Consider the following 21,078-nt stretch of genomic DNA (forward strand, 5'->3'; position numbering starts at 1 on the left):
AGCGCCGGGGTTCACCTCCGTTCGGGCCGCCAGTAGCCGACGGCCAGCGCCGCGACCAGCACGGCCGCGCCGCACCACGCCGTGCCGGGCGGCCGTTCGCCGAGCAGGACCGCGGACAGCACCGCCGCGGTCAGCGGTTCGAGCACCGCCGACAGCGCGCCCAGCACCGGGTGGGCGTCCGCGAGACCGCGCAGGTACGCGGCGTACGCGAGCGCGGTGGGCACCACACCGAGGTACAGGGCGACCGCGAGGACGTCCACGTGCAGGAGCAGCGCCATCCCGGACCAGCTCGCCACCGGGGTGAGCAGCAGCCCGCCGAGCAGGCAGCCGAACGCCGTCGTGGACAGCGGGTCGAGGCTCTCGACCGGCTTGGCGGTCACCAGGGTGAGCGTCGCGAAACCGGCCGCCGCGAGCAGCGCGAAACCGAGGCCGCCGAGGGACGCCGAGTCCTGCGGCGACCAGCGGAGCAGCACCAGGCCGGCGAGGGTGCCGGCCAGCGAGACGAGCGTCCAGCGGCCGGGACGGCGCCGCGCGGCCAGGGTGACCACGACGGGTGCGGCGCCGATCGTGGTCATCGTCGCGACGCTCACCGAGCTGAGCGCGACGGCGGTGAAGTAGCTCGCCTGGAACAGCGCGAACAGCCCGCCGACGGCGAGCAGGCGCTTCGCCGCGGCCAGGCCGCGCGGGCGGATCTTGACGAACAGGCACGCGACTCCCCCGCCGACGAGCAGCCGCCAGGCGGCGACGGCGAGCGGGTGGAGGCCGGCGAGTTCGCCGAGAAGTGAGCCGGCGAGACCGCCGGTGCCCCACAGGACACCGGCGAGGACGAGCGCGGCCGACGAACGGGCGCGCACGGGTAAGGCGAGGGACATCGGAAACGCTCCTGCGTCGAAGGAATCGGAATCGACGACGCGGGGCGATCTGCTTCAGAGCATCACGAAGAAGCCGTGGGTCACACGGCGAAGACCACCCCGCTCAGACGCGGGGCGGCGGCGTGACGAACAGGATCCGATGCACGAAGGGAACGTAGCGGGGACGCGGAGCGCGCGGCCACCGGTTTTCCCGGCGGCCGCGCGCGGCCGTCAGTCCAGGTGGGCCAGCTGGTCCCGCAGCGTGTCCAGGCCCATGCCGCCCATGTTGAGGGCCTGGGTGTGGAAGCGCTTGATGTCGAACGACGCTCCCGCGCGGGTCCGGGCGTCCTCGCGGGCGGCCAGCCAGAGGCGCTCGCCGATCTTGTACGACGGGGCCTGGCCCGGCCAGCCCAGGTAGCGGTCGATCTCGTCGCGGACGTGCGCGGGGTCGGTGATCGTGCGGGTCAGCATGAACTCCAGGCCCAGTTCGGGGGTCCAGCGCTCGCCTTCGTGGAAGCCCGTGCCCGCCGGGATCCCGAGTTCCAGGTGCATGCCCAGGTCGATGATCACGCGGGCGGCGCGGAAGAGCTGCTCGGACAGCATGCCCAGCAGGTCGCCGTCGTCGGAGAGGTAGCCCAGGTCCTGCATCAGGCGCTCGGAGTACAGCGCCCAGCCCTCCGCGTGGCCCGAGGTGAACGCCATCATCCGCTGGTACTTGTTCAGCGCGTCCGACTGGTCGACCGCCGTCGCGATCTGCAGGTGGTGGCCCGGCGCGCCCTCGTGGTAGACGGTGCTCGTCTCGCGCCAGGTGATGAACTCGTCGCGGCCCGGCGGCAGCGACCACCACATGCGTCCCGGCCGGCTGAAGTCCTCGCTCGGGCCGGTGTAGTACGCGCCGACGCCGCCGCCCGGCGGGGCGATCAGGCACTCCAGCGCCATCACCCGGTCCGAGATGTCGAAGTGCTTGCCGCGCAACGACTTCAGCGCGTCGTCGGACAGTTTCTGCATCCACGCCTCGAACTCGGCGCGGCCCTGGACGCGGTAGCGCGGGTCGGCGTCGAGCTGCGCCGCGGCCTCCGCCGGGGTCGCGCCCGCCTTGACCCGGTTCGCGACGGCGCGCATCTCGGCCTCGATGCGGGCGAACTCCGCCCAGCCCCACTCGTAGGCCTCGCGCAGGTCGAGCGCCGCGCCGACGAAGTACCGCGACCACAGGCGGTAGACGTCCTCGCCGACGGCGTCCTTCACCGGCGCCTTGGGCGCCAGCTCGGCGCGGAGGAAGCCGGCGAACTCCGCGAACGCCTCTTCGGCGGCTCGCGCGCCGCGTGCGAGGTCGGCCTTGAGGGCGTCGCCCTGCTTCTCGGCGCCACCCACGAGTTCGTTGAAGAAGCCCTTCTCCTCCTTCAGACCGGCCCACGTCTCGCACTGCTCCGCGACCTTCGCGACCTGTCGCAGCGCCGCGACGTGGTCCGCGTCGGAGCCGGCCAGCAGGCCCGTGCGGATCCCGGCCAGCGCCTTCGGGACCTCGCCGATCCGCGACGCGACGACCGACCAGTCGGCCTCGGTGTGCACCGGCATCAGGTCGAAGGCCATCCGCAGTTCCTGCACCGGGCTGGAGATCACGTTGAGCTGCGCGACGTCCAAGCCGGCTTCGTGGATCTCCAGCTCGAGCCCGATCCGCTCGGTGAACACGGCTTTCGCGGAGCGCTCGCCGGCGTCGGCGGGCTCGGCCGCGCCCACCGCGGCGTGCGCCCGCGCGGCCAGCGCGGCGCGCTCGTCGAACCCGGCGGGTGAGTAGTCGGTCAGCAGATGGTCGTGGCCGATGATGCCGAAGGAGGTCGCGGCGACCGGGTCGGCGGCCGCGTAGTCGTCGACGTAGCGGTCGCAGATCCCGTGCACGCCATCGGAAGAAGAAGCCATGCGCCGCACGCTACCGGTCCACTACCGGCCCGCGGTACGGACTTAAGTGCGGGGGCTCCGGGTGGCGGAGCCCCCGGCCCGGGGCGGAGCCACGGCTGTCGCAGTCTTAAGTGCGGGCCGGCACCAGCCCGAGCCGCGCGATCACCTCGCGTGTCGCCTTCGACCGGTTGAAGGTGTAGAAGTGCAGCGTCGGCACGCCCTCGGCGATCAGCTTCTCGCACAGCTCGGTGATCACGTCGATGCCCGCGGCGCGGAACGCCTTGGGGTCGTCGGCGAACGGCTCGAGCCGGTCGAGCAGCTTCGCCGGGGCCGGCGCGCCGGACAGCTTGATCGTCGTCTGCAGCGTCCGCAGCGTCGTCAGCGGCATCACGCCGGGCAGCACCGGGACGTCGCAGCCGGTCGCCGCGACGCGGTCGCGCAGGCGGAGGAAGTCCTCCGCGTCGTGGAACAGCTGCGCGATCGCGAAGTCGGCGCCCGCGCGCAGCTTGCGGACCAGGTACTTCGTGTCGTGCTCGAGGTCCGGCGAGCGCGGGTGGCCGTAGGTGGACGCCGAGACGCCGACGCAGAAGTCGCCCAGCTCACGCACGAGCTGGACCAGCTCTTCGGCGTAGTTCAGGCCTTCGGGGTGCGGGACCCAGTCGCCGTAGACGTCGCCCGGCGGGTCGCCGCGCAGCGCGAGGATGTTGCGGACGCCGACCGAGGCGTACCAGCCGATGACGTTGCGCAGCTCGGCGACGGAGTGGTTGACGGCGGTCAGGTGCGCCATCGGCACCAGCGTCGTCTCGGTCGCGACGCGGGCGATGCTGCGGATCGTGCCGTCGCGGCTCGAGCCGCCGGCGCCGTAGGTGATCGACATGTAGGCCGGGTCGTACGGCTCGAGCTCCCGGATCGCCTTCCACAGGACGGCCTCGTCCGCCGTGTCCCGGGGTGGGAAGAACTCGATGGAGAACTTCGGCCCGTCTCCTCGCAACCGCTCGATCACCGACGTCATACCCGAATGTTAAGGGCCAGTGCCCGACATCCGGGAGCCCCCGCCGGTGTTCCGAGACGGAGTGTCGAGTGGTTTTCGAGTGCGTTTCGTGCGGCCGCCGCCGACTAGACTGGATCCGCACCCCGGGAGGGAGCGATGAGGGACGACGACGCGAGCTGGGACGAGAGCGTGCGCCTGGCCGTCTACCAGGCCTTCGCCGGCCACGGGCGCGCGCCGACGGCGTCCGAGCTGGCCGACGCGGCGGGCGGATCGCTCGCCGTGGCGAAGCAGGCCCTGCACCGCCTCGCCGCCGCCCACCACCTGGTGCTCGACGAGTTCGAGCACGTCGTGCTGGCGCACCCGTTCGCCGCTCGGTCGTTCGGCTTCTCCGTGATGGGCGCGCGCACGCTGTGGTGGGGCGGCTGCGCCTGGGACTCGTTCGCCGTCCCCCACCTCGTCGAAGCCGAGCCGGAGGTGCTGGTCGCCACCCGGTGTCCCGGCTGTGAGCGGCCGCACGCGCTGGTCGTCGGCCGCGCCGGGCCGCCGGACGGTGCCCAGGTGGCGCACTTCCTCGTGCCCGCCGCGCGGATGTGGGACGACGTGCTGCGCACCTGCGGGCACCAGCGGCTCTTCTGCGACGAGTCCTGTGTGGACGAGTGGCTTGCCGCGACCGGGCAGGCCAAGGGGTACGTGCTGGATCTCGCGACGCTCTGGCGGCTCGCGCGCGGCTGGTACGCGGGCCGGCTGGAACGCGGCTACCGGCGCCGCGAGCCCGACGGTGTCGTCGCGTACTTCGCCGAAGCCGGGCTCACGGGCCCGTTCTGGGCGCCCGGCGCGAGAGTCTGATTCACCACATCCGGGCGCCCCGGCGGCCCGGGCGCGGCCGGGTTCGGCGAGGATGACGGCATGAACGCGCCCGTTTCCGACGTCGATCTGCCCGCCCACGTCGAGCGCGCGCTGGCCGGGTTCCTCGGCCGGGCGGGCGAGCGGATCATCGAGACCGAGCCGACCGTGGCCGCCGGGATCGAGGCGCTCAGCGGGTTCGTGCTGACGGGTGGCAAACGTTTGCGGCCCACGTTCGCGTGGTGGGGCTGGCGCGGCGCGGGCGGCGATCCGGCCGGGCCGGACGCCGAGGGTGTGCTGCAGGCGGTCGCCAGCCTGGAGCTGATCCAGGCGTGCGCGCTGATCCACGACGACCTGATCGACTCCTCCGACTCCCGCCGCGGCTTCCCGACCGTGCACATCGCCGGGGCGAAGCTGCACGCCGACCGCGGCTGGCTCGGCTCCCCCGCGACGTTCGGGCTCGCTACCGCCGTGCTGGTCGGCGACCTCGCGCTGGCCTGGGCCGACGACATGTTCGCCGACGCCCCGCTGCCGGCCGAAACGCTCGCCGCGGCGCGCCCGGCCTGGCGCGCGATGCGCACCGAGGTGCTCGCCGGGCAGTACCTCGACGTCCGCACGCAGGCCACCGGCGACGCCTCCCCCGAGGCCGCGCTGAAGATCGACCGGCTCAAGACCGCCGCCTACACCGTGCAGCGGCCGCTGCACCTGGGCGCGGCGCTCGGCGGGGCGTCCCCCGAGCTGATCGGGACGCTGCTGGAGTTCGGCGGCGAGGTCGGCATCGCGTTCCAGCTGCGCGACGACCTGCTGGGTGTGTTCGGCGACCCGTCGGTCACCGGCAAGCCGGCCGGCGACGACCTGCGCGAGGGCAAGCGCACCCTGCTCGTCGCGCTCGGCCTGCAGCTGGCCGCCGAAAAGGGCGAAGAGGCGGCCGCCACGGTCATCGCGGACGCGATCGGCGACGCCGGCCTGTCCGACGAAGGCGTCGAGACCGTCCGGATGGCGTTGCAGCAGGTCGGCGCGGTCGACGCGGTCGAGAGCCGGATCGACGAGCTGACCACCGCCGCGATGGCCGCGCTCGAGCGCGCGCACCTGGCCGAGCCGGCCCCCGCCGCGCTGACCGGGCTGGTCGTCAAGGCCACCCAGCGGACGTACTGACGTGCGGCGCGTGGAAGGGCCCTCCGACCACGTCGTGGTCATCGGCGCCGGCCTGGCCGGCCTGTCGGCGACCCTGCACCTGCTCGGCGCGGGCCGCCGGGTGACGCTGCTGGAGCAGGCCGACACCCCGGGCGGGCGCACCGGGCAGCAAACCTTCGACGGCAACGCCGTGGACACCGGCGCGAGCGTGCTGACCATGCCCGAGCTGCTCGACGAGGCGTTCGCCGCGGTCGGCGACTCGATGGCCAAGAACCTGCGCCTGACCCGGCTGGACCCGGCGTACCGGGCGCGGTTCGCCGACGGCAGTTCCCTGGCGCTGCGCACCGACGGCGACGCGATGGAGGCCGAGATCCGCGCCTTCGCCGGCGCGCGGGAAGCGGCGGGCTACCGGGCGTTGCGGCGCTGGCTGACCGAGCTATACGCGGTGCAGAAGGACCGGTTCCTCGGCACGAACTTCGACTCGCCGCTCGACCTCGCGCGCCCCGAACTGGTGAAACTCGCCGCCCTCGGCGGGTTCGGCCGGCTCGGCCCGCGCGTCGCCCGGTACCTGCGCGACGAGCGCGTCCGGCGGCTGTTCTCCTTCCAGGCGCTCTACGCGGGCCTCGACCCGGCCCGCGCGATCGGCGCGTACGGCGTCATCTCGTACATGGACACCGTCGGCGGTGTGTACTACCCCGAAGGCGGCATGGGCGAGATCGGCCGGGCGCTGACCGGTGCCGCGACGCGGGCGGGCGCGGACGTGCGGTTCGGCACCGAAGCGGCGTGGCTCGAGCGCGTCTCGTCCCGGGTGCGCGCGGTCCGCACGCGCTCGGGCGAGCGGATCCCGTGCGACGCCGTCGTCCTCGCCACCGAGCTGAGCACGGCGTACCGGCTCATCGGCGCCCGGCCGAAACGGCCGGTGCCGCTGCGCTACTCGCCGTCCGCGTTCGTCCTGCACGGGCGGACCGCGAAGGCCTGGGACCTGGGCCACCACTCGATCTACTTCGGCGCCGCGTGGGAGCGGACGTTCGCCGAGATCATCCGCGAAGGACGGCTGATGAGCGACCCGTCACTGCTGGTCACGCGGCCGACGGCGACCGACCCGGGGCTCGCCGGGAACGGCGGCGAGATCGTCTCGGTGCTCGCGCCCGCGCCGAACCTGAACCGCGGGCCGATCGACTGGGAGCGCGTCCGCGGGCCGTACCGCGAAGAACTGCTTCGCACGCTCGAAGCGCGCGGACTGACCGGGTTCGGCGACGAGTTCACCGTCGACGAGACGCTCACCCCGGCGGACTGGGCGGCCCGCGGGCTCGCCGCCGGGACGCCGTTCTCGCTGGCGCACACGTTCACCCAGACCGGCCCGTTCCGGCCGGCGAACCTGGTGCGCGCGGCGGGCAACGTGGTGCTGGCCGGCTGCGGCACCACGCCGGGCGTCGGCATCCCGCCGGTGCTCATCTCCGGGCGGCTCGCCGCGGAACGGATCACGGGGAAGTGAACGAGCTCGACGCCGCCGGCGTCACCGACCCGGCCCTGCGCGCCTCCTACGTCGCGTGCCGCCGGCTCAACGCCCACCACGGCCGCACGTTCTTCCTGGCGACGCGGCTGTTGCCGGCCCGCGCCCGGCCGGCCGCGCACGCGCTGTACGGCTTCGCGCGGATGGCCGACGAACTGGTCGACAACCCCGAACCGGGCACGGACCCGGCGGCCGAGCTGGACCGCGTCGGGGCCCTGGTCGAGGACGTCTACGCCGGCGTGACCCCGGACGATCCGGTGCTCGCGGCGCTGTCGGACACCGTGCGGCGCTACGACATCGCCCAGGAGTTGTTCGACGCGTTCCTGCGCTCGATGCGGGCGGATCTGAAGCCGGCCGAGTACGCGACGTTCACCGACCTGGGTGAGTACATGTACGGCTCGGCGGCGGTGATCGGGCTGCAGATGCTGCCGGTCTTCGGGACCGCCGGCCCGCTGGCCGAGGCCGAGCCGGGGGCGATCGCGCTCGGTGAGGCGTTCCAGCTGACCAACTTCCTGCGCGACGTCGGCGAGGACCTCGACCGCGGCCGGCTCTACCTGCCGCTGGACGAGCTGGGCGCGTTCGGCGTCTCGCGTGAGCTGCTGGAACAACGGCGTCCCGACCCGCGGATCCGCGCGGCGATGGCGTACTTCGTGGCCCGGACCCGGGCGGTGTACCGGCGGGCCGAAGCCGGGGTTCCGTTGCTGCGCCCCGAATCGCGGCCGTGCGTGCGGACGGCGCTGACCCTGTACGAAGGGATCCTGGACGAGATCGCCGCGCTGGACTACGACGTCCTCGCGCGGCGGGCGGTGGTGCCGAAGACGCGCCGGCTGGTGGTCGCGCTGCCCGCCTTCGCCGCGGTCTGGGCGCGCGAGACCCTCGGGGCCGGTCGTAGGCTGCGATCATGACCTCAGCAGCAAAGCGACCGATCCGGATCGGGTTGCAGCTCCAGCCGCAGCACGCCGACTACGACACCATCCGGCGCACCGCGTCCGCAGCGGAAGAGCTCGGCGCCGACATCATCTTCAACTGGGATCACTTCTACCCCCTCTACGGTGAGCCCGAGGGCAAGCACTTCGAGTGCTGGACCATGCTCGGCGCCTGGGCGGAGTCGACGTCGCGCGTGGAAATCGGCGCGCTCGTGACCTGCAACAGCTACCGCAACCCCGAGCTGCTGGCCGACATGGCCCGCACCGTCGACCACATCTCCGGCGGGCGGCTCATCCTCGGCATCGGCTCCGGCTGGTTCGAGAAGGACTACGACGAGTACGGCTACGAGTTCGGCACCGCCGGCGGCCGCCTCGACAACCTGGCGGAGTCGCTCCCGCGGATCGAGGCCCGCCTCGGCAAGCTGAACCCGGCGCCGACGCGCAAGATCCCGGTGCTCATCGGCGGCGGCGGCGAGAAGAAGACCCTCAAGCTGGTCGCCAAGCACGGCGACATCTGGCACGGCTTCGGCGACCCGGAGGTCGTCGAGCGCAAGGTGAAGATCCTCGACCAGCACTGCGCCGACGTCGGCCGCGACCCGGCCGAGATCGAGCGGTCGTGCGGCGTCCAGGGCGAGCCGGACGAGCTGGGCCCGAAGCTGCTCAGCCTGGGCGTCTCGACGTTCACGGTCGGCGTCGGCGGCCCGGACTACGACCTGGGCGCGCTCAAGTCGTGGATCGCCTGGCGCGACAAGAACAACGGCTGAGTGCTGTTCCCGTGAAGGCCACCTCTGTCGGAGGTGGCCTTCACTTTTTGGTGCGGTGGGCGGCGACGCGCTCCCGGGTCGCGCAGCGGGGCGAGCAGTAGCGGCGCGGGCTGCCGCCGCCGAGGTGGGCGAACGGCTTGCCGCACGACGGTGACGCGCACAGGCCGCCCGGCGGGCCCTGGCAGTCCGCCAGCAAGGTGGCCAGGCCCAGCGCCGACGACGTCACCAGCCAGCGGTCCCACGGGCCGTCGTCGGCGGTGTCGACGTGCAGGTGCCAGCCGAAGCCTTCTTCGTGGTCGGTCAGGCGGGGCGGGCCCGCGTACGCCGCGAAGAGCCGGTTAAGCACCGAAGCCGCTTCGACGACGTCGGACGCTGCGAAGACCTCGCGGAGTTCTCGTGCTGCTTCGCGCAGCTTCGCGAGGTCTGTCTCCGAGAGCGACGTCGGAGGTTCGCCGTGGGCTTGGAGCACGCGCTCCACCTCCGCCGCCTCGACGTCCGGCGGCAGCAGCACGGCGAGCAGGTCCACGGCGCGCTGGACGGAATCCCGGTGCGGAACGGCCATACCCCACTGTAACGTCTTGATGGTGCCAAGCCGTTACGGACTCGCCGGGTACCTCACCGGCGCGACGCTCGCGCGCACCGGCGACGAGCTGTCCGGGCCCGCGCTCCTGCTGCTGGGCCTGACGGCCGGCCCGGGTGCCGGGTCGGCGCTGCTCGCCGGGTTGACGGCGGCGGCCGCGGCAGGCGGCCCGGTGTTCGGAGCGCTGCTGGACCGCAGCCCGGCGCCCGGCCGGCTGCTCGCAGTCGCACTGGCCGGGTACGCGGGCGGGATCGCCCTGGTGACGGCGGTGTTCGGGCACCTGCCGCTGTGGTCGGTGGTGGCGCTGGCGGCGCTGACGGGCCTGCTCAACCCGGCCATCGCGGGCGGCTGGACGGCTCAGCTGCCCTCGGTGGTGGGTAGCGGTCGGCTGTCCTCGGCCGAGGGTGGGCGGCTGCGCTCAATCGCAAGACGCGAGCGGGGTCGGCTGCCCACAGCCTCGAACCCCGTCCTCGCGACCGCGAGCCGCCTCGATGCCATGACCTTCACCGCCGCCGCCCTGGCCGGACCGGGGCTCGCCGGGCTGCTGGCCGCCCTCGCGGGTGCCTCGACCGCCCTCGCCGTCGCGGTCGCCATGGTCGCCGCCGCTCTCCCCTTCGCGTGGACCCTCCCCCCAAGGCCCGGACCGAAGGCCACCCGGCTCACGGAACAGCTCCGGAACGGCTTCACCGTCCTCCTGCGCAACGCCCCGCTGCGGCGGGCCACCGTGACGTCGACACTCTCGTGCGCCGGGATCGGCATGGTCACCGTCTGTTATCCCCTGCTCGGCGCCGCCCACCTCGGCGGTGCCGCGAACGGCGCACTGCTCATGACCGTGCTCGCCGTGGCATCGCTGCTGGCCAACGCCATCTTCACGGGAAAACCGGACACGGTCGTCCGGGCGAGCACCCTGCTTCTCGCCGCCGGCTGCGTCGTCTCGGCGCTGGCGACCGGGGCAACACTCCTGATCATCGGCGCGGCTTTGGCGGGATTCGCCGAAGGACCGCAGCTCACGGCCCTGTTCGCGATCCGGCACCGCGAGACGCCCGAACGGGTCCGGGCTCAGGTGTTCACCACGGCGGCGAGCGTCAAGATCACCGGCCTGGCCCTCGGAGCGGCCGTGGCCGGGCCGCTGTCCGCGGCCGGAACGGGAACGTGCCTGACCACGGCCGCGGCCGTGCAGCTGCTGGCCGCGGTTACCCAGGTCAGAAGGCCATCGCCTGGGCGCGCCGCTTCACCTCGGTGCCGTGGCTCGTGCGCAGCGCGTTGACCGGCGTGTTGCCCGGCAGCGACTCGTCGACGGTGAACAGCCAGCGCAGCATCTCGGTGCGGCTGAACCCGGAGTCGTCGAGCACCGTTATCGTGCCGGACAGGCCCTTGACCACGCCGTCCTTGACGAGGAACGCGCTCGGGACGCACAGTTCGCCGCCTCGTTTGAGGGCGATCAGCTCTCCCTCGCGCAGCAGCTGGCGGACCTTGTTGGTCGACGTCCCGAGGGCCGTCGCCACCTCCGGCAGCGGCAGCACCGCGATGTCGGCGGCGAGGACGTCTTCGGCGACAGGAATCCCACTCACAGGTGACACTGTGCCACATTCGTCCCCCTCTCCCGCTAGTGCGCACGGGTGACCCGCGAGGTCACCTCCACGGGGCGTGCCGGGTTCCGTACGATCCCTACTCGTGACACGCACCCATCCCAGCCTGGCCGGCACGCTGCTCGAGCGGCGGTACCGCGTGGACAGCCTGCTCGCCCACGGCGGGATGTCGGCGGTCTACCGGGGGACGGACACCCGGCTGGACCGCCAGGTCGCGATCAAGATCATGGACCCGCGCTTCGCCGACGACCGGTCGTTCGTGGACCGGTTCGTGCGCGAGGCGCAGTCGGCCGCCCAGCTGCATCACCCGAACGTCGTGGCCGTGCACGACCAGGGCGAAGAGGGCGGCGTCGCCTTCCTGGTGATGGAACTCGTCGACGGCGGCACCCTGCGGGACCTGCTGGACGAGCGGGGCCCGCTCGACATCGCGCTCGCGCTGAGCGTCGCCGAGCCCGTGCTCTCGGCGCTGGCCGCCGCGCACCGGGCCGGGCTGGTGCACCGCGACGTCAAGCCGGAGAACGTGCTGATCGGCCGGTCCGGGCTGCACACCGGAGGCGTGGTCAAGGTCGCCGACTTCGGTCTCGTGCGGGCCGTGGCCAGCGCCGGGACGACCAGTTCGAGCGTCATCCTCGGCACCGTCGCCTACCTCTCCCCCGAGCAGGTCACCACCGGCGCGGCCGACTCGCGCGGGGACGTCTACTCGGCCGGGATCCTGCTCTACGAAATGCTCACCGGCCGCGCGCCCTACACCGGCGACACCGCGATCTCGGTGGCCTACCGGCACGTCAACGACGACGTCCCGCGGCCGAGCGAGCTGCGCCCGGACCTGCCGGCCGCGCTCGACGAGCTGATCACCCGCGCCACCCGGCGCGACCCCGCGCTGCGGCCCGCCGACGCCGGGGAGTTCCTGACCGAGCTGACCGCGGTGCGCGCGCAGCTGGGCCTGCTGCCGGTCACCGTGCCGGTCCCGGTGTCGCACGGCCAGGGCGACGTCGCCGACACCGAGCGCACGCTGCCGCGGATCCCGCAGGTGCTGCCCGACACCGCGAAGACGATGCCGGTGCACCGTCCGAACGCGACCCGGGCGCTGAGCCACCCCGGCACCCCGCCGCCCGGGATGCCCGCCGCCGGGAACGTCCCGCCGCGCCCGCCTCGGCGCCGGAGCGAGCCGGAACCCGAGAAGCCGATGGACAACCGCAAGCGGATCGCGCTGATCGCCGGCGCCGTGCTGCTGTTCGGCGGGCTGCTCACGGCGTTCATCTTCATGCTGACCGACACCGGCGGCGACAAGACGTCGACGGTGCCGAAGCTCGTCGGGCTGAACCAGGCGGCGGCCGGTGACGCCCTGCGCTCGGCGAAGCTGACACCGCAGTTCAGCCAGGAGTTCGACAACACGGTGCCGTCGAACACCGTGCTGCGCAACGAACCCGCCGAAGGCACCACGCTGACGCCGAACTCGACGGTGTCGGTCGTGCTGTCCAAGGGCCGCCCGGCGGTGCCGGACATCCGCCCGGGCACCGCGCTGCCCGACGCCGAGCAGGCGATCAAGACGGCGCAGCTGACCCCGGTCCGCGGCACCGACGACTTCGACGCCGACGTCCCGCAGGGCGCGGTGATCCGCACCGAGCCGTCCGCGGGCAGCCAGCTGAACCTGGGCGGGCAGGTCACGATCATCGTGTCCAAGGGCCCGATCCCGCTGCCGCCGGTCCCGGACGTCACCGGGCGGAGCAAGGACGAGGCGTTCCAGCTCCTGCAGCAGGCCGGGTTCGAGCCGTTCCAGGCCGGCGAGGAGTTCAACCAGAACGTCCCGGGCGGCGCCGTCACGCGGACCGACCCGCCGGCCAACTCGCAGGCGAAGGCGAAGCGGGTCGGGGTGTTCGTCAACAACGCCGTCCAGGTGCCGGACGTCCGGTTCAAGCCGTTCGACGACGCCCAGAAGATCCTCGAGCAGGCCGGGCTGCAGGCCGATCGCGACGGCGGCCGGGGACGCGGCGGGGGCGGCGGGTTCGACTTCGTCTTCCAGCAGGACCCGCAGCCCGGCTCGTTCGTCCAAAAGGGCTCGAAGGTCAAGCTGAAGGGCTTCGGTGGATGATCGGCAGCCGCGGCCGGGTGACCGGCACGATCGGCCCCGGCCTGATCGGTGAGGTGCTGCTGAACGTCCGCGGCGGGACCGAGGCGTTCTACGCCTACCCGATCGACCCCGAAGCGACCTTCAGCTCGGGCACCCAGGTGCTCGTCGTGGACTTCGAACCTCCCCGCACGGTTTATGTCGAGCGGTGGCAACCACTGACGCGTTAGCGGCGTCGAAGGGCTACCAACAACAGAAGACTGAGGGGTGTGGGAGGCCAATGAACATCTTGCTGATCGTCGGCATCGCCGTGGTGGCCGTGATCGTGATCTTCGGACTGCTGCGGGTCCTGTACAAGGTGGCGGAGCCGAACGAAGCGCTGATCGTGTCCGGCTGGGGGATCCGGGTCGAACGCAGCGAGACCGCGGACAGCCTGGGCTTCAAGATCATCACGGGCCGCGGCGTGAACGTCATCCCCGGGTTCCAGACCGCCCGGCGGCTGTCCCTGGACACCCGGGGCGTCAACCTGCAGGTCTCGTGCGTGACCCGGCAGGGGCTGCCGGTCACCGTGCGCGCCGTGGTGATCTACAAGGTGGGTGACGACTTCTCGTCGATCGCCAACGCCGCCCGCCGGTTCCTGGACCAGCAGAAGGGCATGAACGACACGATCCACGAGCTCTTCTCCGGGCACCTGCGCTCGATCGTGGGCGGGCTGACCATCGAGGAGATGATCCACAACCGGGACGCGCTCACCGGCGAGGTGCGCCAGTCCTCGGCCACGGAGATGATCAAGCTCGGCCTGATCGTGGACTCCCTGCAGATCCAGGAGATCGACGACGAATCGGGCTACATCCTCAACCTCGGCAAGCCGCACGCCGCCGCGATCGCCGCGTCGGCCCGCATCGCCGAGGCGCAGCGCGACCAGGAAGCCGCCCAGGTCGAGCAGGAGTCGGCGGCGAAGAAGGCGGCCGCCGTCCGCGCGAGCCAGATCCAGCAGGCCGGCTACCAGGCCGAGGTCGACCAGGCGCGGGCGAAGATGTCCCAGTCCGGTCCGCTGGCCGAGGCGACCGCGCGCCAGGAGGTCGTCGTCCAGGAGACGCGGGCGGCCGAGCTGGAAGCCGCCCTGGCCGAGCAGCGGCTGCAGTCGCAGGTCCGCAAGCCGGCCGACGCGAAGGCGTACGACACGCGCACGGCGGCCGACGCGGCCCGTGACGCTTCGATCGCCAAGGCCCAGGCCGAGGCGAAGGAGACCGAGCTGCGGGCGGCGGCGGACGCGACCCGCGTCAAGACCGCGGCCGAAGCCGAGGCGCAGGCGACGAAGGCCCGCGCCGAAGCGGCCGCCGGGGCGACCCGGGCGACCGGTGAAGCGGAGGCGGCCGCGGCCAAGGCACGCGGTCTCGCCGACGCGGAAGCCGCGAAGGCCAAGGGTCTCGCCGAAGCCGAATCGGCCCGGGCGAAGGGTCTCGCCGAAGCGGACGCCATCAAGGCGCGTGCCGCGGCCCTGGCGGAGAACCAGGAAGCCGTCGTCGCGCAGCAGCTGGCCGAGCGCTGGCCGGAGATCGTCGAGGCCGGCGCGAGCGCGTTCGGCAACATCGACCACATGGTCGTGCTCAACGGCGCCGACGGCATGTCCGACATGTTCGCCAAGGCCTTGTCGCTCGGCGGCACCGGTCTCGGCCTGGCCCGGCAGCTGATGGAGTCGATGGGCAAGCCGGCCGACAAGGAGCTCGACGAGGCCGCCCGCCAGAACGGCGAACTCAAGCTGAGCGACTGATCGCGCACGCTGCGTACGGCCCTTGTGTCCCGGATCACGGGAGACGAGGGCCGTACGCCCGTTCGGGGGCGGAAATTCCCGTGACGTTGCCTTACCGTGGGCGCATGGTGCCGGACAGCACGTCGCGGACCGCCCGATGAACTTCTTCACCGGCGGTCCCCGCGAGCGTCCCCTGTTCCCCGTCCCGGAGCAGGAGCTGTACGCCTTCAACGGCCGGCACTGGACCGATCCCCCGCGCGAGCACATCGTCCCGGCCGTGCTGCCGTGGGCGCGGCCGCTGGGCCGGTCCGAACGCACGATCGTCGCGCTGCGGGCGATCGAGGTGTGGCCGGAGGCGGTCACGCTGCGGATCACGGTGTACTCGCGCGACAGCCTGGTCGACGACCCCGCCGAGGGTTTGATCGACCACCGCCGGGTACCCGACTACAACGGCCTGCTCATCGGCGTGCTCTACGCCGACGGGAGCCGGGCCAGCTCGGAGACCATTTCGGTGCCCTCGGCGAGTGAGCCGGACGGGCCGGTGCTGCGGGCGCAGGCGGTCGGCGGGACGCGGTTCGCCGTCGAGCACGAGGTGTTCCTGTGGCCGCTGCCGTCGGCGGGGCCGCTCAAGCTGGTCGTCCAGTGGCGCGACCGGGGCATCGACGAAGCCCGTACGACGCTCGACGGCGGCGCGATCCGCGCCGCGGCGAAGGACGCCGCGGAGATCTGGCCGGGGCTGGGCAAGCGTCACGCCGGCGCCCTGCCCGTGCGGCGCGTCGGCAAACAGGTGGCGTTGACCCCCGACTGGGGGACCGCCGTGGCCCGGGCGGACCAGCCCGAAACCACGCCCGGCGAATAAGAACCGGTTGATCTGTGACCCCGGGCACCGCCGCCCGGGGTATCTCGAATGGATGAATGGGGTGGTTAGTTAGCGTCGATGAAACACTTCGACCACCCGCACGTCACGTCGGGCTGGTGCAGTGGATTTCTCCTCCCCCTCGTCGCACGTGGCCGTGCAGACCCGCGAACGCCTGATGGGAAAGGTCGCTTATGGCAGGCTCGCCGCTCAGCGCACTCGACGTCGCTTTCCTTTGCCTGGAAAGCGAAAAGTCCCCGATGCACATGGGCGCGGTGATCACGTTCACCGCGCGCCGACCAGTGGATCCCTCAGCGTTGACCGCGATCCTGGCCGAACGCGCCGCCCGGCTCCCGAAGCTGCGCCAGCGGGCGCGCGCGGAACTGTTCCCGCCCGGCGCCGCCAGCTGGACCGAAGACGCGGATTTTGTTGCCGCGGAACACATCCACCACGTCGAGCTCAGCTCGCTCTACGACCCGGACCCGCTGGCGGTGTACGCGTCGCGGTGGATCGCCGAGCCGCTCGACACCCGCCGCCCGCTGTGGGACCTCACCCTGGTCACCGGGCTGCCGGACGGGAAGTTCGCGCTGCTGATGAAGCTGCACCACGCGCTCACCGACGGCGCCGGGGCGTACGCGGTCATGGCCGGCCTGCTCGACGGCGTCAAGCTGCCTTCCGCGCCGGCCCCCCGGATCCCGGCCCAGAGGTCCACTTTGGACACCGTGAAGGACGCGCTCGGCACGGTGTGGGACCAGGCGAACGAGGCCGCCGGCATCGCCTCCTCGGTGGTGCGGGCCACCCGGCCGACGCTGTCCCCCGTGTCGGCGCCGGTCTCGGCCGAACGGCGGCTGGGGTTCGTGCGGCTGCCGCTCCCGGAGCTGCGCCGGGTGCGCCGGGCCCACGGCGGCACGACCAACGACGTCGTGCTGGCGGTGCTTTCCGGCGCGCTGCGCGAATGGCTGGTGAACCGCGGCCACCGCGCCGACGGCCGCACGCTGCGCGCGCTGATCCCGGTGAGCGTCCGCGGCCGCGCGGGTGACCAGCTCGGCGGCAACAAGCTGTCCGGTTACCTGTGCGACCTGCCGGTCGGCGAGGACGACCCGGTCGAGCGCCTGCGTGTGGTCCGCCGCGCGATGAACCGCAACAAGGCGGCCGGCCCGAGCCGCGGCGCGGGCGCGTTGCCGCTGCTGGCCGACCGCGTCCCGTCGCTGCTGCACCGGCTGGGCACGCGCACCGCGGGCCAGGCCGCGCCGCTGCTGTTCGACCTGGTGATCACCACGGTCCCGGTCCCCCCGGCCCGCCTGTCGATCGACGGCGCGGCGCTGGCGGAGGTGTACCCGTTCGTCCCGCTGGCCCCGCGTCACGCGGTCGGCATCGCGGTGGCCACCTACCGCGACTCCGTCCACATCGGACTCCAGGTCAACGGCGAGGCGGTGCCGGACATCGGCTCCCTGCGCGACGCGGTCCTGAAGTCCACGGCCCGCCTGCTCGACGCCTCTTCCTGACCCCAAGCGCCCCGATGGGGGGCGCTTGGGGTGGGCATCAGCCGCGGAGCATCTCCGCGACCAGGAACGCCAGCTCCAGGGACTGCTGCGTGTTCAGGCGCGGGTCGCACGCCGTCTCGTAGCGGCCCGAAAGGTCGATGTCCGAGATCTCCTGGGCGCCCCCGAGGCACTCGGTGACGTCCTCGCCGGTCAGCTCGACGTGGATGCCGCCCGGGTAGGTGCCGAGGTCGTTGTGGACCTCGAAGAAGCCCTGGACCTCGTCGACGATCCGGTCGAAGTGCCGGGTCTTGTACCCGGTGGACGACTCGTGCGTGTTGCCGTGCATCGGGTCGCACTGCCAGATGACCTTGTGGCCGGACGCCTCGACCTTCTCGACGATCCCCGGCAGCACCTCGCGGACGTTGCCGTTGCCCATCCGCGCGATCAGCGTCAGCCGGCCCGGCTCGAAGCGCGGGTCGAGCCGCTCGACGTACTCCAGCGCCTGCGCGGGCGTGGTCGTCGGGCCGATCTTGAGGCCGATCGGGTTGGCCAGCAGCTCGGCGAACGCGATGTGCGCGCCGTCCAGCTGGCGGGTCCGCTCGCCGATCCAGAGGAAGTGCGACGACAGGTTGTACAGCTTCGGGTTCGCCACGTCGGCGTTGTCCAGGCGCAGCATCGAGCGCTCGTAGTCGAGCAGCAGCGCCTCGTGGCTGGCGAAGATCTCGGTCGACTGCAGCGACGTGTCGGTGACGCCGCAGGCCGACATGAACCGCAGGCCGCGGTCGATCTCGTTGGCCAGCGCCTCGAAACGCTGCGCCGCCGGCGACGCCGACACGAAGTCCTTGTTCCAGTCGTGCACCTGGTGCAGGTCGGCCATGCCGGCGCCGGTGAGGGCGCGGACCAGGTTCATCGCCGCGCCCGCGTTCGCGTAGGCGCGGATCATCCGGCCGGGGTCGGGCACGCGCAGCTCGGGCTTGGCGACCAGCGAGTTGATGATGTCGCCGCGGTACACCGGCAGGCCGAGCGCGTCCGTCGCGGCCGAGCGCGGCTTCGCGTACTGGCCGGCGATGCGGCCGACCTTGACCACCGGCAGGCTGGCGCCGTAGGTCAGCACGACCGCCATCTGCAGCAGGGTGCGCAGGTTGGCCCGGATGTGCGGCTCGGTGTTCGACTCGAACGTCTCCGCGCAGTCACCACCCTGCAGCAGGAACGCCTCACCGCGCGCGACCATCGCGAGCCGGCTCTTGAGCCGGTCGATCTCCGCCGGGACGGTGATCGGCGGCACGCTCTCCAGCACGCCGCGAACTCGGTTGGTGAGTTCTGGATCGGGCCACTCCGGCTGCTGGGCCGCGGGCAGGGCCAGGGCCTTGTCGAGGCGGGCCCGCAGCTCGGGCGGAAGCGGCGGCAGTTCGGGCAGTGTGTCGACGGGGACGTCCACAGTCCAGTTCACACCCCCCAGGATAAGGTTCGCGCCGCGCTTCGTTCCGCCCGGTGGGCCACCGAGCTCCCGGCTCCCTGGGTCCGGGTGCTCGCGCTGCCGCTCGCGCTCGCCCGGGACGCGACCGGCTTCCGGCGCTGAGCTGGGGCCTGCTCGGCGCCGTCACCGGGTCCCCGATTCCGATGGCCGTGATCGTCCGCGGGGCACGGCGCGGCAAATGGGACGGCCGTCACGTGAGCGATCGGGCCGGGCGCCGGGTCCCGCCGCTGATCCCCGGGCGCTCCCTCGGCCTCGGCTTCGTCGTCCTGCCGGAAAGGCACGCGCCGGCGGCGCTCGTCTCGCCGGCCGCGTCGATGCTGGTCAGCCTGCCGGTCACGGACGTCATCACGGTCGGCGCGAAGGTCAAGATCTCCCGGCACGCGGCGGTCGCGGCCGCCGCCGTCGTGGTGCCGACGCCGACCTACGGCCCGTGGGCGCTGCCGCCGGCCCTGCCCGTCGCCTGGGTGGTGTGGCCGCGGATAGCCCTGCGCGACCACACCTCGCCGGAGGTGCTCGCCGGGTCGGTGATGGGCGTCGTCGTCGGTGGCGGCGGCTACTGGGGACCGCTCGCCGCGGCGGCCGGCCGAACCGGCCGCCGGTTCCGCCTCCGGCGAGTCAGCAAACGGGGAGAACCCGGCGCCACCCGTCCGGGTGAATCACCGGCCGGCCGGGCAGGACCCGTCGGCCGCCGGGAAGACCCGTCACGCCGACAGCCCAGAACCGCTTGGTCGCCACAGGCGTTCTCCCGGGTGAACACCCCGTGCCCGCCGGCGTCGACGGTCACCGGCCGCGCCCGGGAACCGAACGCCGCCCGCGTCTCGCGCGCGCAGGTTCTGCACCAGCGGGACGCCGGCCGGGCCGGGCCGCCGACGCGCACCGGCCGTCGGCGACGGCGCCAGGCCGTAGTCCGGGCTCGGGGTCGTCCACTCCAGCGCCGGTTGCACGGTGGCGAGCCGAGGCAGGAAAGCCAGGCGCACCAACGTTTTCCGCATGCCCCGAACCTGCCGTCCCATCGGCGTCGACCCGGAGACCGGACCGGACCTGCGTCCCGGGGTGGACAGTCCGTGAATGGCCCATCGAGGGACTCCATGTCCCTCGATGGGCCATTCACGGCGTCACCAGCTCCTCGATCGCGTCGGCTCCGGCGCGCGGGCCGCCGGCCGCACGCAGGTGCCCGGCCATCCGGGTCAGGTTCGCGCGGATCGCCGGGTCCGCCGCCACCTCGTCGACCGTCCGGCGCAGCGCCTCCGGGTCGGGCGGGCCGGTGAGCACCCGGCCCAGGCCCAGTTCCTCGACGCGGCGGCCGTTGCACGTCTGCTCCGGCGTCTGCGGGTACGACACCAGCGGCACCTCGCACAGCAGCGCCTCCATTGTCGAGTTCATCCCCGTGTGCGACAGGAACACCTGCGCGTGCCGCAGCACGGCGGGCTGCGGCACGTGCGGCCGGACCTCGAAGTTCGCCGGGATCGGGCCCAGCCGGGCCGGGTCGACCCGCTCGCCGAGTGCCAGCACCACCGGCCGGCCGGTGCCGCCGAACGCCGTCACGCACGCCGCGAAGAAGTCGGGGCGGTCGTTGACCACCGTGCCCAGGGAGACGAACAGCACCGGGCCGGTGGGCGGCGGCCACTCCCGCGCCGGAGAACGGGACCCGAACGACGGGCCGATGAAGCGGTAGTCCGCCCCGAAGGTGTCGCCGGCTATCTGGAACTCGCGCGGGAGGAAGACGAGCTTGAGGTCGGCGAGCCGGCCCACCGAGGCCAGCGTTTCGGCCGGGACGCCGGCGGCGTCGGCGAACCGGGCCTGGGCGGTGGCGTACTCCACCAGCCGCGGGTGGCCCGGGTCGAAGTCGGGCGGGGCCAGCAGGGTCGTCGGGTCGAACACGTCGTTGCCCGCGAACGTCGGCACGGTCGCCACCGACGGCCGGCCCAGCCGGTGGGCCAGCACCGGCCCGAACGGCGTCAGCGAGTCGTAGCAGACGACGTCCGGCGGATCTTCGCGGAACACCTCCGTCAGGCGCGGCAGCACCGCGCGGGTGACGTCGAGCGCGCCGGACAGCGTCTCGGCGACCTCCTCGGTGGTCCGGCTGCGCGCGGCGGCCACCTTCGCCCACGGCGCCTCCGGGACGAGCGGTGCCGCTCCCGCTGCGGCGACGGCTTCCCGCAGCGCCGGACCGGTGGCGTAGGTGACCCGGTGCCCGCGCCGGACCAGCTCTTCGACCAGCGGCAGCGTCGGATTGACGTGCCCCGCCGCCGGAACCGCGAGAAACGCGATGTGTGCGCCCATGGTCGGAACGAACCCCCATTTCCCGCCCATTGTGGCGGGCACCCCTCGAATACGGAAAGGGCCACCCGGC

19 protein-coding genes are annotated in these 21,078 nt (G+C 72.9%); 11 read left to right on the top strand and 8 right to left on the bottom strand.

Annotated features, from left to right (window positions below; all coding sequences use genetic code 11):
• Positions 1–11: 11 nt before the first annotated feature.
• From OG494_RS24960 to OG494_RS24970, 3 genes are all read right to left on the bottom strand, one after another.
• A complete protein-coding gene (locus OG494_RS24960) occupies positions 12–872 on the bottom strand; it encodes a DMT family transporter (protein ID WP_328442939.1) in 861 nt (286 codons plus the stop codon).
• 210 nt (positions 873–1,082) lie between these two features.
• Complete coding sequence (locus OG494_RS24965) at positions 1,083–2,768, bottom strand: DUF885 domain-containing protein (protein WP_328442940.1); 1,686 nt, start codon at positions 2,766–2,768, stop codon at positions 1,083–1,085.
• Positions 2,769–2,874: 106 nt separating this feature from the next.
• A complete protein-coding gene (locus tag OG494_RS24970) occupies positions 2,875–3,759 on the bottom strand; it encodes a methylenetetrahydrofolate reductase (protein WP_328442941.1) in 885 nt (294 codons plus the stop codon).
• A gap of 135 nt (positions 3,760–3,894) precedes the next feature.
• On the opposite strand from OG494_RS24970, the gene merB reads away from it, so the two are divergent.
• Genes merB through OG494_RS24995 form a run of 5 tightly spaced genes read left to right on the top strand, consistent with a single transcriptional unit; the run spans position 3,895 to position 8,918 of the window.
• The gene (merB, locus tag OG494_RS24975; protein WP_328442942.1) at positions 3,895–4,584 is read left to right on the top strand and encodes an organomercurial lyase; all 690 of its coding nucleotides are present in this window, start codon (positions 3,895–3,897) and stop codon (positions 4,582–4,584) included.
• Between the two features lie 60 nt (positions 4,585–4,644).
• Positions 4,645–5,736, top strand: a complete 1,092-nt coding sequence (locus OG494_RS24980; RefSeq protein WP_328442943.1) for a polyprenyl synthetase family protein — start codon at positions 4,645–4,647, stop codon at positions 5,734–5,736.
• Between the two features lies 1 nt (position 5,737).
• On the top strand, positions 5,738–7,210 hold the full coding sequence (gene crtI / locus OG494_RS24985; RefSeq protein WP_328442944.1) for a phytoene desaturase family protein: 1,473 nt from the start codon (positions 5,738–5,740) through the stop codon (positions 7,208–7,210).
• Complete coding sequence (locus OG494_RS24990; RefSeq protein ID WP_328442945.1) at positions 7,207–8,133, top strand: phytoene/squalene synthase family protein; 927 nt, start codon at positions 7,207–7,209, stop codon at positions 8,131–8,133. Before crtI ends, OG494_RS24990 begins: the two co-directional genes overlap by 4 nt.
• The gene (locus tag OG494_RS24995; RefSeq protein ID WP_328442946.1) at positions 8,130–8,918 is read left to right on the top strand and encodes an LLM class F420-dependent oxidoreductase; all 789 of its coding nucleotides are present in this window, start codon (positions 8,130–8,132) and stop codon (positions 8,916–8,918) included. The genes OG494_RS24990 and OG494_RS24995 overlap by 4 nt, the downstream gene beginning before the upstream one ends.
• A gap of 40 nt (positions 8,919–8,958) precedes the next feature.
• Here OG494_RS24995 and OG494_RS25000 read toward each other — a convergent pair whose 3' ends face one another.
• Positions 8,959–9,480, bottom strand: coding sequence for a CGNR zinc finger domain-containing protein (locus OG494_RS25000; protein WP_328442947.1), 522 nt, complete (start codon positions 9,478–9,480; stop codon positions 8,959–8,961).
• A 19-nt stretch (positions 9,481–9,499) separates the two neighbouring features.
• Between OG494_RS25000 and OG494_RS25005 the strand changes: the two genes are divergently transcribed.
• Positions 9,500–10,765, top strand: a complete 1,266-nt coding sequence (locus tag OG494_RS25005; RefSeq protein ID WP_328459015.1) for an MFS transporter — start codon at positions 9,500–9,502, stop codon at positions 10,763–10,765.
• On the opposite strand, the gene OG494_RS25010 is transcribed toward OG494_RS25005, so the two are convergent.
• Complete coding sequence (locus OG494_RS25010; protein ID WP_247062933.1) at positions 10,701–11,069, bottom strand: Rv2175c family DNA-binding protein; 369 nt, start codon at positions 11,067–11,069, stop codon at positions 10,701–10,703. The two genes, OG494_RS25005 and OG494_RS25010, sit on opposite strands and share 65 nt — an antisense overlap.
• A 103-nt stretch (positions 11,070–11,172) precedes the next feature.
• Between OG494_RS25010 and pknB the strand changes: the two genes are divergently transcribed.
• From pknB to OG494_RS25035, 5 genes are all read left to right on the top strand, one after another.
• On the top strand, positions 11,173–13,179 hold the full coding sequence (gene pknB, locus OG494_RS25015; RefSeq protein WP_328442948.1) for a Stk1 family PASTA domain-containing Ser/Thr kinase: 2,007 nt from the start codon (positions 11,173–11,175) through the stop codon (positions 13,177–13,179).
• Positions 13,176–13,385: a hypothetical protein gene (locus OG494_RS25020; protein ID WP_328442949.1), complete on the top strand. Its 210-nt coding sequence runs from the start codon at positions 13,176–13,178 to the stop codon at positions 13,383–13,385. The genes pknB and OG494_RS25020 overlap by 4 nt, the downstream gene beginning before the upstream one ends.
• Before the next feature lie 50 nt (positions 13,386–13,435).
• Entirely contained in the window at positions 13,436–14,929 is a 1,494-nt protein-coding gene (locus OG494_RS25025; protein WP_328442950.1) for an SPFH domain-containing protein, read from the top strand.
• A 136-nt stretch (positions 14,930–15,065) separates the two neighbouring features.
• Positions 15,066–15,767 (top strand): hypothetical protein, encoded by a 702-nt coding sequence (locus OG494_RS25030; protein ID WP_328442951.1) that lies wholly within the window; start codon positions 15,066–15,068, stop codon positions 15,765–15,767.
• Positions 15,768–15,958: 191 nt separating this feature from the next.
• Entirely contained in the window at positions 15,959–17,269 is a 1,311-nt protein-coding gene (locus OG494_RS25035; RefSeq protein ID WP_328442952.1) for a wax ester/triacylglycerol synthase family O-acyltransferase, read from the top strand.
• A gap of 37 nt (positions 17,270–17,306) precedes the next feature.
• Here OG494_RS25035 and OG494_RS25040 read toward each other — a convergent pair whose 3' ends face one another.
• From OG494_RS25040 to OG494_RS25050, 3 genes are all read right to left on the bottom strand, one after another.
• Positions 17,307–18,698 carry a class II 3-deoxy-7-phosphoheptulonate synthase gene (locus OG494_RS25040; protein WP_328442953.1) on the bottom strand — a complete coding sequence of 464 codons (1,392 nt, stop codon included), beginning with the start codon at positions 18,696–18,698 and terminating at the stop codon, positions 17,307–17,309.
• Positions 18,699–19,426: 728 nt separating this feature from the next.
• Complete coding sequence (locus tag OG494_RS25045; RefSeq protein ID WP_328442954.1) at positions 19,427–19,717, bottom strand: hypothetical protein; 291 nt, start codon at positions 19,715–19,717, stop codon at positions 19,427–19,429.
• 115 nt (positions 19,718–19,832) lie between these two features.
• On the bottom strand, positions 19,833–21,008 hold the full coding sequence (locus OG494_RS25050) for a macrolide family glycosyltransferase (protein ID WP_328442955.1): 1,176 nt from the start codon (positions 21,006–21,008) through the stop codon (positions 19,833–19,835).
• Positions 21,009–21,078: the final 70 nt, after the last annotated feature.

It is taken from the genome of Amycolatopsis sp. NBC_00438 (assembly GCF_036026695.1).
In the GTDB taxonomy this organism is placed as follows: Bacteria; Actinomycetota; Actinomycetes; order Mycobacteriales; family Pseudonocardiaceae; genus Amycolatopsis.